This is a genomic window from Nocardia carnea (assembly GCF_029868325.1).
Taxonomy (GTDB): domain Bacteria; phylum Actinomycetota; class Actinomycetes; order Mycobacteriales; family Mycobacteriaceae; genus Nocardia; species Nocardia carnea_C.
Window position 1 is genome coordinate 1 of sequence record NZ_JARWNW010000101.1, and the last position, 15,387, is coordinate 15,387.

At 69.2% G+C, this 15,387-nt stretch carries 12 protein-coding genes; 10 read left to right on the plus strand and 2 right to left on the minus strand.

All coding sequences use genetic code 11. The features are described from left to right. Positions 1-108 precede the first annotated feature (108 nt). Both QH196_RS06760 and QH196_RS06765 read left to right on the plus strand, forming a co-directional pair. The gene (locus QH196_RS06760; RefSeq protein ID WP_280414886.1) at positions 109-771 is read left to right on the plus strand and encodes a response regulator transcription factor; all 663 of its coding nucleotides are present in this window, start codon (positions 109-111) and stop codon (positions 769-771) included. A gap of 109 nt (positions 772-880) precedes the next feature. After that, the gene (locus QH196_RS06765; RefSeq protein WP_280414887.1) at positions 881-3,022 is read left to right on the plus strand and encodes a serine/threonine-protein kinase; all 2,142 of its coding nucleotides are present in this window, start codon (positions 881-883) and stop codon (positions 3,020-3,022) included. Positions 3,023-3,044: 22 nt separating this feature from the next. Here the strand turns inward: QH196_RS06765 and QH196_RS06770 are convergent, their stop codons facing one another. After that, positions 3,045-3,797 (minus strand): ABC transporter ATP-binding protein, encoded by a 753-nt coding sequence (locus tag QH196_RS06770; RefSeq protein ID WP_280414897.1) that lies wholly within the window; start codon positions 3,795-3,797, stop codon positions 3,045-3,047. A gap of 43 nt (positions 3,798-3,840) precedes the next feature. Further along, positions 3,841-4,146 carry a hypothetical protein gene (locus tag QH196_RS06775; protein WP_280414888.1) on the minus strand — a complete coding sequence of 102 codons (306 nt, stop codon included), beginning with the start codon at positions 4,144-4,146 and terminating at the stop codon, positions 3,841-3,843. A 191-nt stretch (positions 4,147-4,337) separates the two neighbouring features. On the opposite strand from QH196_RS06775, the gene QH196_RS06780 reads away from it, so the two are divergent. The 8 genes from QH196_RS06780 (at position 4,338) to gatB (ending at position 15,046) form a co-directional block, all read left to right on the plus strand. Further along, the gene (locus QH196_RS06780) at positions 4,338-5,828 is read left to right on the plus strand and encodes a sensor histidine kinase (RefSeq protein ID WP_280414889.1); all 1,491 of its coding nucleotides are present in this window, start codon (positions 4,338-4,340) and stop codon (positions 5,826-5,828) included. A 198-nt stretch (positions 5,829-6,026) separates the two neighbouring features. After that, positions 6,027-6,332 carry a hypothetical protein gene (locus tag QH196_RS06785; protein WP_280414890.1) on the plus strand — a complete coding sequence of 102 codons (306 nt, stop codon included), beginning with the start codon at positions 6,027-6,029 and terminating at the stop codon, positions 6,330-6,332. Continuing rightward, positions 6,329-7,015: a response regulator transcription factor gene (locus tag QH196_RS06790; protein ID WP_280414891.1), complete on the plus strand. Its 687-nt coding sequence runs from the start codon at positions 6,329-6,331 to the stop codon at positions 7,013-7,015. The genes QH196_RS06785 and QH196_RS06790 overlap by 4 nt, the downstream gene beginning before the upstream one ends. Before the next feature lie 66 nt (positions 7,016-7,081). After that, a complete protein-coding gene (locus QH196_RS06795; RefSeq protein ID WP_280414892.1) occupies positions 7,082-9,577 on the plus strand; it encodes a serine/threonine-protein kinase in 2,496 nt (831 codons plus the stop codon). A 68-nt stretch (positions 9,578-9,645) separates the two neighbouring features. Then, complete coding sequence (locus QH196_RS06800; RefSeq protein ID WP_280414893.1) at positions 9,646-10,614, plus strand: hypothetical protein; 969 nt, start codon at positions 9,646-9,648, stop codon at positions 10,612-10,614. An 80-nt stretch (positions 10,615-10,694) separates the two neighbouring features. Further along, positions 10,695-11,729, plus strand: a complete 1,035-nt coding sequence (locus QH196_RS06805; RefSeq protein WP_280414894.1) for an ATP-dependent 6-phosphofructokinase — start codon at positions 10,695-10,697, stop codon at positions 11,727-11,729. 381 nt (positions 11,730-12,110) lie between these two features. Beyond that, a complete protein-coding gene (locus QH196_RS06810; protein WP_280414895.1) occupies positions 12,111-13,493 on the plus strand; it encodes an alpha/beta hydrolase family protein in 1,383 nt (460 codons plus the stop codon). A gap of 44 nt (positions 13,494-13,537) precedes the next feature. Beyond that, positions 13,538-15,046, plus strand: coding sequence for an Asp-tRNA(Asn)/Glu-tRNA(Gln) amidotransferase subunit GatB (gatB, locus tag QH196_RS06815; RefSeq protein ID WP_280414896.1), 1,509 nt, complete (start codon positions 13,538-13,540; stop codon positions 15,044-15,046). Positions 15,047-15,387 lie beyond the last annotated feature (341 nt).

Sequence of the window (15,387 nt, forward strand, 5' to 3'; positions counted from 1 at the left end):
GGGGTTTGGGTTTGCTTTTTTCTATTTTTACAATTTTTAATACTCCCCCCCCAAAAACCCCCGCGCCGCCGGAGGCGGCGCCATCAACACAGCATTTAAGCTGAGCGCGTGGCAATAACCGTGTTGATCGCCGACGATCAGGCCATGGTCCGGCAGGGGTTCGGGGCGTTACTGGCCGCGCAACCCGATATCAGTGTTATCGGTGATGCGCCGGACGGGAAAGTGGCGGTCGCCGAGGCGGCGCGGTTACGACCCGATGTGGTGCTGATGGATGTCCGGATGCCGGAGATGAACGGGCTGGACGCGGCGCGTTCCATCCTGTCCGCGGGTTTCGATCCGCCGGTGCGGGTGCTCATGTTGACGACTTTCGATATCGACGATTATGTCTATGAGGCGCTCGGTCTCGGCGCCAGCGGGTTCTTGCTCAAAGACGCCCCGGCCGAGGAGTTGGTGCGTGCGGTGCGGGTGGTCGCGGGTGGGGAGGCGCTGCTCGCGCCGACCGTGACCCGGCGGTTGATTGCCGAGGTGACGATGCGGCGGTCCGCGCGCCGTACTCCGTCGCCGGCGCTGGCGGCGCTCACTCCGCGGGAACGCGAAATCCTGGAGCTGGTCGCCCGCGGGATGTCCAATACCGAAATCGCCGAGGCCCTGTTCATCGCCGAGCAGACGGTGAAAACCCATGTGTCGAAGGTTTTCACCAAATTGGATCTGCGTGATCGCGCGCAGGCGGTGGTGCTCGCCTATGAATCGGGTCTGGTCACTCCGGGCTGATCGGATGGTCAGGTGTGCATGGACTGCGCGGATTCCCGTTTTCCCGGCGGAACCGGCGGCGTGTGCCCGGTAGGCTCACGAGTCTGTCAGTCACCCGAAGGGGGTCGTGTTGCTCAACAGCGGTGACGTGTTCGCCGGTTTCACCATCGAGCGGCAACTCGGTGAAGGCGGAATGGGTGCCGTGTATCTGGCGCGGCATCCGCGGCTGGGGAAACTGACCGCCCTCAAACTGCTCAAACCGGAATTGTTCGCCGACGCCGCGATCCGCACCCGTTTCGAGCGGGAAGCGGATCTGGCCGCCGCGCTGGATCATCCGAGCATCGTCACGGTGTACGACCGCGGGATGGAGGGGGAGCACCTGTGGATGTGCATGCAGTACATCGACGGCGCCGACGCGGGGACCGTGAATTCGCTGTCGCTGCCGCCGGGCAAGGCGGTGCAGATCATCACCGGGGTCGCCGATGCGCTCGATTACGCGCATGGAATGGGTGTTCTGCACCGGGATGTGAAACCGTCCAATATTCTGCTCGCCCGCGCCAATACGGGGCAGGGTGAGCGGGTTTTCCTGACCGATTTCGGGCTTGCCCGGTTACGTGCGGAAACGGTCCGGTTGACGCAGACCGGTATGTTCACCGCGACCCTCGCGTTCGCCTCCCCGGAACAGATGACCGGCGGCGATATGGACGGCCGGTCGGACCAGTATTCGCTGGCCTGCACGCTGTATTGGCTGCTCACCGGAATGGCGCCGTTCGATTCGCCGAATCCCGCCGATATCATTCATGGGAATCTGCAGCTGTCGCCGCCGCCGCTGGCGGTCAAACGGCGTGGTCTGCCACCGGGTCTGGATCCGGTGCTGGCCAAGGCGATGGCCAAACATCCGGCGCACCGCTACCGGACGTGTGCGGAATTCGCCGCGGCCGCGGAACGCGCGCTGACCGCCCCGCCGTCCGCGCAGCCGCCGGTGCCGGAAACTGCCGGGCCGGGTGCGGGATTCGCCGCGCCCCCAGCCGGATACGCCCCCGCGCAACCTGTTCCACCGGGCACGCCCGGCCCGGCGGGGTTTCCGGCCGACGGTCGATACGCGGGCAGTGCACCACCGGTTGTGCCGCCGCAGCCGGCGGGTTCACCGCCTTCCGGTGCGCCGCGAGGACCGTCGGTGGAACAGACGGGTGGTGCGGCGGCTCTCGCCCCCGCCGACGCCCCGGCGGGACAGATCGATACGGGTGCGCAACCCACTGTCGCGATCACGCGCCCTGCACCGCCGGCCGGCTCGCCGGGGCCGGTCGTGGAGCAGACGGGCGGGTTCGGCGCGGTACCGCCGAGTGTCGAGCACACGGGCGCGAACCCGCAGGTCCCGGCGGGAGTCGAACATACCGGCGGGATGCCGGTGGTGCCGGGGCCGCTGCCCGCAGGTGCACCTTCCGGTTATGCGGGTGGTTCTGTGGAAACCACCGGTGCCACGGCGACCATGCACCACGGCGGCTACCCGCCCGGTCCACCCGGCTACTCGGCGCCGCCCCCCGGCTACGCCCCGCCCGGGACCACCGCGGCGCCGGTGCGGCGTAGCCGGGCACCGTGGATCGCCGTGGCGATTCTCGTACCGCTCATCGTGCTCGCCCTGATCGCGGTGGTTGTGGTGGTGCTCCTGGGCGCCGGCGATTCGGACTCCGGCAGTGCACCGGCCGCGCCGCAGACCTCCACCCTGGAACGGGAGCCCAGCAGTACCGCCGGCCCCGGTGATTCGCCCGGCGGTGAGCCCGGCGACCGCACCCGCCGCCTGTTCCCCTCTCTGCTCCCGCAGGGGGCCGGACTCGACGGGCTCGGGTATCAGAGCGCGCGATGCAGCAGGTTCGGTCCCGGCGATCGGATTCCGCTGCTGCCGGACGTGCCGGTTTTCGACGATGTCCTGGAAACCCGCCCCTGGGAGGCGATCTGGGATTGCCGGCAGATCCAGCTGCAGCCCACCCGGATGGACTACACGATCATCACCTACCCGGACGCCGAAGCCGCCCGGGAGGTGGTCGCGGGCCTGCCCGCGCACGATACGTCGGCGGGCACCAAATCTGGCGAACCGTATACCGCCCATGTCTGGGAGGATTCCGGCGCGCGCGGGCAGTTCAACGTGAACATGCTGGTTTCCTTCGGCTCCGGTGGAGAATCACCGCGGAGCAATTCCCTGCTGTTCGTCCGCACCTGGGGCCCGACCGCCCGTCAGGACATCCACAGCTGGTGGGCCGACGCACCGCTGTAATGTCCGCGTTCGCCGCGGCTGATTACGTCGGGTTCGGCGCGGCGCGACCTGCGAGCGCTGCACTGAGCTCGGCACCACCGTGCGCGGTGGTGCGTTCGTCCGACCCGATGCGTCCGTCGCCGAGGGTGACCACCCGGTCGCAGTAGTCCACCGCGCCGCGGTCGTGGGTCACCATCACCACCGAATTACCCGATCCGGCGACCTCGGCCAGGAGTTCCAGGATCGAGGCGCCGGTTTTCGAGTCGAGGTTGCCGGTGGGTTCGTCGGCCAGGATGAGCGGCGGGTCCATGATCAGCGCCCGCGCCACCGCGACCCGCTGCATCTGCCCGCCGGACAGTTCGGCGGGACGGTGTTCGGCGCGCGCACCGAGCCCGACCCGGTCCAGCAGTTCCCGGGCGCGCGGTTTCGCCTTGCGCAGAGATTTGCCGTCGAGCAGTTTCGGCACCGCGACGTTCTCCCACGCCGACAGGGTGGGCAGCAGATTGAAGAACTGGAAGATGAAGCCCACCCGGTGCCGCCGGAATTCCGACTGCTGTTCCTCGCTCAACGCGCCGATTTCGGCGCCCTGGAACCGGATCGCCCCGGAATCGGGGCGGTCCAGCGCACCGAGCATATGCAGCAGTGTGCTCTTCCCCGACCCGGACGGACCGATCACGGCGGTGAACTCACCCGCTTCCAGGCGCAGCCCGATCCCGTCGAGCGCCCGCACCGGCTGATCGCCGACGCGGTACTCCTTCACGACGTCGGTCAGTTCCAGCATGGCCGGCTGCGTCATCGCCACCCCGTTTTCCACAGATGTCGGTACGGCCGGGCGTGGCTCACGCGACCAGCACCCGCGACGCCGTCCGGGCATCCAGTACCGCACGCAGCACCGGCTGTTCGGCCGCCAGTTCGAGGTACGCCTCGTCCACGGTCCGGCCCTGGGCGGCGCCCAGTTCCAGCTTGGCGTCCAGATGAATGTTCCACCGATAGCGCAGGGTCGCAAGTACTCCCTGCGGTCCGCCGAACAACCGGTCGAGGTGCGGGATATCGTCGAACAGATCGGCGCGGGCGGGGTCGCCGGCCGCGCGGTCGAGAACGGTGTGCAGGATCTCGGTACGCAGGTGCTGCTCTGTCCAGGACATGATCCGTGCCCTTTCGGTCGGGGCCTGGGATGCGCCGCCCGGTCCGGTGCGGCGTCGGCGCGTTCCACGCTACGGATCCGTGGCCCGCGCTTCGTCGTGCGGCGGGCGTGAATCGATCTCCTACCGGGGGCGGAGGCCGGCCCCGGCCGCAGGTGGATGTTCGGCGTGGCCCGGCTGATTACCCTGGAGACGTGCCTGAGAGCCACCTCACATCCATGGCGGGTGATCACCCGCGGCGTACAAGCGAGGGCGTCGCTGCGGGGGCGGGGGATCAACTGACGGCGGACCGTGCCCGGGTCGCGGGCGTTTCGAAGGAGGCCGGCATCCGTGGCGGTGTCGGTTCCGGCCGCTCGCCGGCGGTTCGGGCCGGACGGGTGTGGCGCCGGTTCACGGACTGGTGGCCGAGCGGGCGGTTGCGGTTGGGCTGGCACCCGCTCGGAGACCTGCCGTTCGACTACCCGCCGAAGGTGGTGCTGTTCGCCGATCTGGCGCTGCTCGTCCTCGGTTTCATCGCCTGCCTGCAGCGGCACGAGTATTTCCCGACCGTGCTGCCGTTGCTCGCAGTGGTGCTGTTGTTCCTGTCGGTACCGGCCTATGTGCTGTTCGGGATCGTGCCGCGGCCGCTGGCGCTGGGGGTGGCGACGATGGTCGCGGCGGCGCTGTTCTTCGCCCAGCCGGTGGATGCCGATTTCGCGCCGTTCGTGTTGATGGTGGTGGCCGCCGAAATCGCGGCGATCGCCCCGAAACGGGTGAGTATCCCGCTGGCGCTGCTGGCGACTCTCGAACTGGTCGCCTTCGCCGTATTGAGCCATGCGCTGTGGGGAAACGACTCGCTGCGCACCGGTGTCCCGATGTACGCGCTCGGTATCCTGCTCGGCTGGCTGGTCGGTGTGATGCTGCAATACCAGCGGCTGTACCTGTATCAGGAACGGGAGAACCAGAATGTGCGGGCCGCGCAGGCAGCGGCCGCCGAACGCAACCGCATCGCCCGCGAAGTGCACGATGTCATCGCCCATTCGCTCACCGTGACCCTGCTGCATGTCACCGCCGCCCGGCATGCGCTCACCACCGACAGCGATGTGGAGGAGGCGGTGGACGCGCTGGCCGACGCCGAACGGCTGGGCCGGCAGGCCATGGCCGATATCCGGCGCACGGTGGGCCTGCTGGATTCCGGCCGGGCCGCGGCGGGCCCGGAACCGGGCGCCGACGATATCCCCGCCCTGATCGACGACTTCGCCAACGCCGGCCTGACCGTGCGCCGCCGCGTCACCGGCGATCTGGACCGGATCTCCGCGGCGGTCGGTCTCGCGCTCTACCGCATCTGCCAGGAATCACTGGCCAATATCGCCAAACACGCACCCGGCGCGGCCGTCGAATTCGCGCTGGATATCGGCCCGCGGTCGGCGGTCGTACGGGTGCGCAACCCGCTTCCACCGGGGGCGCCGGTGGGGCGGATCGGGCACGGCACCGGCGTCGCGGGGATGCGGCAGCGCGCCGAAGGTCTCGGGGGCCGGATCCTCATCGGCCCCGAAGCCGGCACCTGGATCGTGCGGGCCGAGTTCCCGCTGCACGACCGACCGGAGCGGGCCGACGAGTCCGCACCCGACACCCGCGATGAACCCTGTGCGCTGATGAAATCGATCGGTGTACCCCAACTCCGTAGACCGGGGCTGCCCGGATGATCCCCCGCCCGTCCCATGTCGAGACAGCGCGCGATAACGGACGCCGCGACGTGGGCGGCGCCGGGTTTACCGGCCAGTGGGTTCGCGACGGACCGGAGATGGCACAGCTGGTGCTGCCGGGACCGATCCTGGTGCTGTGCCTGCGCGCCGACCCGATGCAGCGCACACCTCGCGGTCAGCTGTCGATGCGGTTGCGCGATGTGCGCGGATTCCCCAGGCATATGGCCGGCCGAAGTTCCGGCGCGGGTCCCGGTGCTGGGCACCCTTTCGCTGGGCGCCGCCGGTGGCGCGCTGGGCACCTGGGGGCCGGTGAACCTGCCGATCGCCGTGCTGTATCCGGACGGCCGGCAGGAGTTCTTCCGGCTCGACGCCGCCAGCCACGGAGACCCGGACCTCCGGCCGAGGCGATCGGTGAGCCGGCCGGGGCGAGGTATGACAGGGCCGCGTGATGTGCCGACGCGGGGCCGGCCGGTGCCGGCCACCAGTTCACGGGAGGAAATATGACCAGGGCCGATAGCGAGCCCGAAGCCCTCGAGGTCTTGATCGTCGACGATCAGGAACTGGTGCGCGGCGGGCTGCGCCGCATCCTGCGCCGCCGCGACGGGTTCCGGATCAGCGAATGCGCCGACGGCGACGAGGTGCTCGCCGCGGTCGCGGCGCACACTCCCGATATCGTGCTCATGGATCTGCGGATGAAACGGGTGGGCGGTATCGAGGCCACCCGGCTGCTGCGGGCCCGCGCCGGTGAACCGCCGGTACTCGTGCTCACCACCTTCGACGACGACCAGCTGCTGTCCGGGGCATTACGCGCCGGCGCCGCCGGATTCCTGCTCAAGGATTCCCCCGCCGAGGATCTGATCCGGGCCGTCCGCACCGTGGCCGCGGGCGGGGCCTGGCTCGATCCCGCCGTTACGGGCCGTGTTCTGTCGACCTACCGCACGTCCGCGGTGCCGCCGTCCGGGCCGCCCGCCGGCGGTGAGCTGACCGGCCGCGAATACGAGGTCCTGGCCCTGATCGGCCGGGGTAAGGCCAACAGTGAGATAGCCCACGCGCTGGGAATCTCCGAGGTCACCGTGAAATCCCATGTGGGTCATATCTTCGGCAAACTGGGACTGCGCGACCGGGCCGCGGCCATCGTCTACGCGTTTGACCACGGCGTGGTTTCCCCGGGACAATCCAAGGTTTGACGGGCAGCCCGGCGCGACTACGCGACCGGGTCGATACGGCGCCCGCGACGTGGAGAGGATGGACGGGTGCAGGCGCCAGGTTCCGAAGTCGGCGGGCGGTTCGGTCCTTATGAGCTGCGTTCCCTGCTGGGTAGCGGCGGGATGGGGGAGGTCTACGAGGCCTACGACACCGTCAAGGACCGGGTGGTCGCGCTCAAACTGCTTTCCGGCGATCTGGTAGGTGACCCGGAATACCAGACCCGGTTCCGCCGTGAATCGCAGGCCGCGGCCCGGCTCGCCGAACCGCATATCATCCCCATCCACGATTGGGGCGTGATCGAGGGCCGGCTGTTCATCGATATGCGGCTGGTCGCCGGCACCGATCTGCGGACCGTGCTGCAGTCCGGCGGTCCGCTGAGCCCGCAACGGGCGGTCACCGTGATCGAGCAGATCGCCGCCGCCCTGGATGCCGCGCATGCCGACGGCCTGGTGCACCGCGATGTGAAACCGGCGAACATCCTGGTCACCGATGCCGATTTCGCCTATCTCGCCGATTTCGGGATCGCCCACCACGCGGGCGATTCCGCTGTGACACAGGCGGGGGTCGCGGTCGGTTCCTACACCTATATGGCCCCCGAACGGTTCGAACGTGTACCGGTCACCACGCGGGCCGATATCTATTCGCTGGCATGTGTACTGCACGAATGCCTTACCGGCGCGCAACCGTTCGATGCTCCGAGTATCGGCATGCTGATCCGCGCGCATCTGGCCGAACCACCGCCCCGGGCAAGCCTTCAGCGAACCGGGTTACCGGCTGCATTCGACGATGTGATCGCATGTGGTATGGCCAAGGATCCGCACGAGCGTTTCGCTACGGCAGGAGAACTCGCTGTCGCAGCCCGTACCGCGCTGAATTCCCCGGCACGTCCGCCGCAGTCATCCGCGGCATCTACACCGGGAACCGGCGAATTCCCCGCAACCCCCGCGCCTTCCGCGGAGAGCTCCCCGCCGACCGGCGGAATACCCACCCTGGTGGTCCGGATTCCGAACCGCGACGAAGACGGCGCCCCGGACCAGACCACGGTCCTGCCCGCGATCATCCCCGGCGACCCCACCTCGGTGCGCCCCACCGAATTCGAGTTCACCCCGCTCACCTCCGACGAACAGGCCGAACCCGAAGCCCCGTCCGCCGGTATCCGCCCGTTCCCCGACGCCCACCTGTACCAGAACGAGCAGTTGCATCCGGCCGCCGATCCGGATTCGGCGCCCGCGACCGGTGGGATGCCGGTCGCCGACTTCTACCCGCCCGACCAGGCGACCCGCATCTACGGCCAGGGCCTCGCATCCACCGCACCCGGTACCGACGATGCGACCCGCGTCTTCGAGTCACCGCAACCCGCCCCGGACCCCGCCGGCGACGCTACCCGCGCCTACCGGCTTCCCCCCGGCCCCGGCGACCCCGAGCTCCGGCCGGGCGAGCCTGCCCACGAATCGGATCATGCCTACGGCTCGGACCAGCGTGCATATGGCAGCCAGGCGCAGCCATACGAGAACGGCTATCGATCGAGCGATTACCCGCTCGAGGGGCACCCTCACGGGATGGGCGACCACGCCTTCCAGCCGGAAGAGCGCGGCCACCGATCGGGCGAGTATCCGGCGGACGTCCACGGCGGGGCCGACCGTGCTGCACAGCCCGGTGACTTCCGCTACCGCCCGGACGACGACACCCGGCGGGTGGACGGCTACACCCATGCCCCGGGCGGCGCCTACGGGCCGGAGGAGGATGGCTATCCGCCCGCCGAAGGCGCATCCGGACCCGACCCGTCCACGGGAGACTGGTGGACCGCCGAACGCGGGGACCCATCCGGCGACGAGCAGCCTGCCGGCACGGTCCAGCCGGGCCCCGGCGGCTTGTTCGGCTACGGCGGTGCCGGCCCCGCTCCGGAGGCCCCGCAGCCCGGCTCCTACGGTTCCGGCTCTGCTTCGGTTGCCCCGCAGTCCGACCCGTATGCCGCCGCCTACGAGGCCGGTTACCGCGACAGCTACATGGCGAACGCGGCCCGTCCACCCGAGCCCGGCCCGCAGGAGCAGCGGTCTCGCACAATGCCGATCCTGGCCGGGGCCGGGGTGTTCCTGCTCGTCGTACTGATCGCGATTCTCGGGTTCACCTTCCTCGGGTCCGGCGCCGAGGAAACCCCGAGCGCCGCCGAATCCACCGGTGCCGCTACCACCACTGCTGCGCCCAGTGCTCCAGCCACCTCCACCGCGCCGACTCGTACCTCCTCCACCACGACCACCACTACGCGCGCCGACGTGCCGGCCGGCGCGCAGCCCTGTACGACGGCATCCGGCGGCGGCGCGTACGGGTCGGCGGCGGCCGGTACCGCGGTGACCAGTTGCGAGTTCGCCGAAGCGGTACGGCAGGCCTATCTGGATCCCACGGTGGTCTCCGCCGAGGGCGAACCCGTTTCCATCGAGGCCACGAGTCCGGTGACCGGCCAGGCCTACACCCTCGAATGTGTTGCCGCGGACGGCCTGGTCACCTGCCGGGGCGGTAACAACGCGGTCGTGTACCTGTACTGATCTGCACCCGGACCGGCCCGCTGCCGCGCACAGTTCGCGGGCCGATCCGGGCCGGGCTATGGTCGCCGATGAAGTACGGTGCTTCGACCGGGTACGAGACGTGGGAGATCGCAATAGTCATGGGCAGAGTTGTGTCGACCGAGAAGAAACGGGAACTCTTTCCGGCCCGGCGCCCGCTCGCCCTGCTCGGTTGCCTGCTCACCGCGGCCGTCGTCACCGCCTGTGGATCCGAGACCACCGAACCTGCGACGCCGTCCACCTCGGTCACCCAGGCGGCCGCGGCCGATGTACCCGGCGCCGAAGTACTGATCACGGTTCCCGGCACGCTGGCCGCCGATTTCGTCGAATTGGAGCGTTCGCAGAAGGGCGAACTGGGGCTGGCGATCATGCCGGTGGGTGGGGAGCGTCTCGTCGGGATGGGGAAATGGACCACCGGCCCGGCCTGGTCCACGATGAAGGTTCCGCTGGTTGTCGCCGCCGAACGTAAGAGCCCGGGGGAGCAGACGTATGCCACCTCGGCTGCTATCACCGCCTCCGACAACTCCGCTGCCGACAGCCTGTGGTCGAATCTCGGGACCCCGCGTGCCGCCGCGGACGCGGTGCAGGCCGTTCTGCGCGAAGGCGGCGACGATACGACCGTGGTCCAGGAGAAACCCGTCCGGTCGGGGTATTCCGCGTTCGGTCAGTCCGAGTGGTCGCTGGCCGATCAGGTGCGGTTCGCGTCCCGGCTGCCGTGCCTGCCCGGCGCCGATACGGTGATCGAACTGATGGGTTCGGTGAACGCGAGCCAGCAGTGGGGGCTGGGTTCGGTGTTCGCCGAGGCCGATTTCAAGGGCGGCTGGGGTCCCGACCCCGACGGCGCCTACCTGGTGCGCCAGTTCGGATTGGTCCCGGTTACCGGCGGCACGATCGCGGTCGCGCTTGCCGCGCAACCGGATTCGGGCACTTTCTCCGACGGGATGAACCTGCTCGACAAGATGGCGGGTCTCATCTCGCAGCATCTGGGCGAATTCACCGGCGGATCCTGCCCGGCCTGACCGCGGCCGGGTATCGGCGTTACCCGACATTCACGGGCCCGGGGCGGCGCGGCGGGCCGGAAGCGGGCAAGATGGGCGCCATGCGCATCGGAATCCTGACCGGCGGTGGGGACTGTCCGGGACTGAACGCGGTGATCCGTGCCGTCGTCCGCACGGCCAACGGCCGCTACGGCGACGCCGTCGTGGGCTTCGAGGACGGCTGGCGCGGGCTGCTCGAGGACCGCAAGATCCGCATCCAGAACGATGACCGCACCGATCGCCTGCTCGCCAAGGGCGGCACCATGCTCGGCACCGCCCGCACCAACCCGGACGTGCTGCTGGCCGGCCTGAGCCGGATCCGGCAGACCCTCGACGACAACGGCATCGAAGCGCTCATCCCGATCGGCGGGGAAGGCACCCTCACGGCCGCCAGCTGGCTGTCCGAGGAAGGTGTCCCGGTGGTGGGTGTGCCGAAAACCATCGATAACGATATCGATTGCACCGATGTCACCTTCGGGCACGATACGGCGCTGTCCATCGCCACCGAGGCCATCGACCGGCTGCACACCACCGCGGAATCCCATCAGCGCGTGATGCTCATCGAGGTGATGGGCCGGCACGCCGGCTGGATCGCGATGCACTCCGGGATGGCGGCGGGCGCCCATCTGACCCTGGTACCCGAGCAGCCGTTCGACGTCACCGAGGTATGCGCGCTGATCAAACGCCGCTTCCAGCGCGGGGACAAACATTTCATCTGCGTCGTCGCCGAGGGTTCGCATCCGGCCCCCGATTCCGGATTCACCCTGCGTGAGGGCGGGGTCGACGAATTCGGGCACGAACGGTTCACCGGAGTCGCCCAGCAGCTCGGCGTGGAGATCGAGCGGCGGATCGGCAAAGAGGTGCGCACCACGGTGCTCGGCCACGTGCAGCGCGGCGGCGCCCCCTCCCCGTACGATCGGGTCCTCGCCACCCGCTTCGGCCTGCACGCCGCCGAAGCGGTGCACGCCGGGCATTTCGGTCAGATGGTCGCCTTGCGCGGCACCGAAATCGGCCTGGTCCCCTTGCACGAAGCGACCAAACAACTCAAACGCGTCCCACCCGACCGCTACGAGGAGGCCCAGGCCTTCTTCGGCTAGGCCCGTGCGACCTCACCACCGTTGCGCACATCCGGATGGTTCACCCCCCACGGGGTGGGGCCCGCCCGGTTCTGGAGCGACGGAGCGGGGGAGCGAAGCGGAGGAGCGGAGGAGTGAAGAACCGGGCCTATAAGGGCCCCACCCTCGAGCCGCGGAGCGGCTCCAAAATCACAGCCCCACCCTTAACGGATGGCCTTCCTTGTAACCAGAGGTCGACCACGGATGGCCTACCTCGCAGCCAGAGGCCGACAGCGGTAACCAGAGGCCGATAGCGCCCCTTCGTTGGTGGCGCAGGTGCTGTCGGAATACACCACCCCTGTGCCTCGACCCGCACCTCCGAAGACGTCCCCGAACAACGCACCCGGCGATACAGTCGAGCCCATGCGCCATGGCAGGGGAGCGTTGTCGGTAGTGGTTGTGTGGTTGCTCGTCTCGATGCTGGTCGGCTGTGGGGACGCTCCGGTCGATGAACGCGTGGCCGGGCGGTGGCACGGTGCCATCGAGGTGCCCGGCGCTCCGGTGGTGGTGGGGGTGGAGTTCACCGGCCGGCACAGCGGTGTCATCGATATCCCGGCCCAGCAGATGACGCGGCACCCCCTGGAAGAGGTTGTGGCCGAACCGGATGAGGTGCGGTTCGGTGTGCCGGATGTTCCCGGCGACGCCCTGTTCGCCGGCCGGCTCGACGAATCCGCCGGCGCGATCGTCGGCGATTTCCGCCAGGCCGGGCAGTCCTTCGGGCTCACCCTGAACCGCGCGCCCGTGCCGCCGCCGGGCCGTCCGCAGGAGCCGCATCCGCCGTATCCCTATATTTCCGAGGATATTTCGTACCAGGGCGGCGGTATAACAATTGGGGGTACCCTGACCCGGCCCGATACCACCGCCCCGGTGCCCGCCGTCGTCCTCGTCACCGGCAGCGGCCCGCAGGACCGTAACGAGGAGCTCGCCGGTCACCGCCCGTTCCTGCTGCTCGCCGATACCCTCACCCGCGCTGGGTACGCGGTGCTGCGCACCGACGACCGCGGTGTCGGCGGGACCGGCGGCAACCTGAACCAGGCCGATTACGGCGATCTGTCCGCCGATATCGAGGCCGGGCTCGGTTACCTGCGCGGCCGCCCCGAGATCGACCCGGCGGGTATCGGCCTGCTCGGGCACAGCGAGGGTGGATACCTCGCCCCGCTGGTCGCCGCGCGACCTTCGAACGAGATCGCGTTCGTGATGCTCATGGCCGCCCCCGCGATCACCGGTACCGATATCGTCCTCGACCAGGGCGCCCGGGCATTCGGCGCCGCCGGCGCGACCCCGGAGCAGATCGACCGCCATCGCGCTTTCCTGACCGACTGGACCGCCGCGCTGCGCGCCGGTCAGCTCACGAAGGCCGCCCGGCTGTCCGAAACCTACAATCGGGGGCTGCCGGCCGAGTTGCGTGCTGCCAGTGAACCGTTCACCTCCCAGAACACGCCGTATATGGCCGCGCTGGTGTCCTACGATCCCGCTCCGGCCCTGTCCGCGCTGCGGATGCCGGTGCTGGCGTTCTACGGGTCGAAGGACGTCCAGGTGACCGCGGACCCGAACGTGCAGACCATGCGAACACTGCTGGCCGGCAACCCCGACGCGGAAGTCCCGGTCTTCGACGGGCTGAACCATCTCATGCAGCCCGCCTACACCGGAATGCCCAGCGAATACGAATCCATCGAGACCACCATCGACCCGGTGGTTCTCGATACCGTCACCGGCTGGCTCGGCGAACGGGTACCGGCCGGTTGAGGTGACCGCCGGGCCGTCATACCTGCGCGCATAGACTGTGCTCCATGAGCGCACCCACCGTCGAACTCATGGATTACGCCGATGTCGTGACCCGGTACGAGCCGGTGCTGGGCATGGAGGTCCATGTCGAGCTGTCCACCGCGACCAAGATGTTCTGCGGTTGCCCCACCACGTTCGGCGCCGATCCCAACACCCAGGTCTGCCCGGTCTGCCTGGGCCTGCCCGGTTCGCTGCCCGTGGTCAATCAGCAGGCGGTGGAATCGGCCGTGCGGATCGGCCTGGCCCTGAACTGTTCCATCACCCCCTGGGGCCGGTTCGCGCGCAAGAACTACTTCTACCCGGATCAGCCGAAGAACTACCAGATCAGCCAGTACGACGAGCCCATCGCCACCGAGGGCTACCTCGAGGTCCCGCTGGACGACGGCACCACCTTCCGAGTCGAGATCGAACGCGCTCATATGGAGGAGGACACCGGTAAATCGGTGCACGTCGGTGGCGCCACCGGCCGGATCCACGGCGCCAGCCACTCACTGCTCGACTACAACCGTGCCGGTGTCCCGCTGATCGAGATCGTCACCAAACCCATCACCGGCGCCGGCGACCGCGCACCGGAGGTGGCGCGCGCCTACGTGACCGCGCTGCGCGATCTGCTGAAATCGCTGGACGTTTCCGATGTCCGGATGGAACACGGATCGCTGCGCTGCGACGCCAATGTCTCGCTCATGCCGGTCGGTGCCCAGGAGTTCGGTACCCGCACCGAGACCAAGAACGTGAACTCCCTCAAGAGTGTCGAGGTGGCGGTGCGGTTCGAGATGCGCCGCCAGGCGGCGGTTCTCGCGACCGGCGGGGAGATCATCCAGGAGACCCGCCACTTCCACGAGGCCGACGGCTCCACCTCCCCGGGCCGCCGCAAGGAAACCGCGGAGGACTACCGGTACTTCCCCGAACCGGACCTGGAACCCGTCGCCCCCGACGCGGCCTGGGTGGAAGAGTTGCGCGGCACCATCCCCGAATACCCGTGGCTGCGGCGCGCGCGTATCCAATCGGACTGGGGCGTCTCCGACGAGGTTATGCGCGACCTGGTGAACGCCGGCGCCCTGGACCTCATCATCGCCACCGTCGACGCCGGAGCCCCCGCCAAGGAGGCCCGCTCCTGGTGGGTCGCCTACCTCACCGAGAAGGCCAACGAACGCGGCGGCTCCCTCGAGGACCTGCCCATCACCCCCGCCCAGGTCGCCGAGGTGATCGCCCTGGTGGAGGCGAAAACGGTGAACAACAAGGTCGCCAAGCAGGTCGTCGACCTGGTGCTCGACGGCGAGGGCGATCCGGGCGCGATCGTCGAGAGCAAAGGCCTGGGCATGGTCAGCGACGACAGCGCCCTGCAGGCCGAAGTGGACAAGGCTTTGGCCGCCAACCCGGATATCGCCGACAAGATCCGCTCCGGCAAAGTCCAGGCCGCCGGCAAGATCGTCGGTGACGTCATGAAGGCCACCCGCGGCCAGGCCGACGCCGCCCGCGTCCGCGAACTGGTCCTCGCGGCCTGCGGCGCATAACCAGGTAGAACCGGACCCGCGGGGCGGAACCGGACCATGCGGTAGAACGGGACTTGCGCGGCGGAACCGGGCCGTGCGGTAGAACCGGGCCCGCGTGGTGGAACCGGGCCCGCGTGGTGGAACCGGACCCGTGCGGTGGAACCGGGCCCGTGCCGTGGAACCGGACCCGTGCCGTGGAACCGGACCCGTGGCGGACCGGACGGCTGGGTCGCGCGCACACTCGGCAGCCGCGAAGTCCGTGCATCCCGAGACCTGTCCGCGCCGCGGCCGCGCGCGGGGGGCGGGGGGCGGGGGGGGGGGGTGGAGGGGTTTGGGGCGGGTAGGCGGCGGGGGGACCGGGG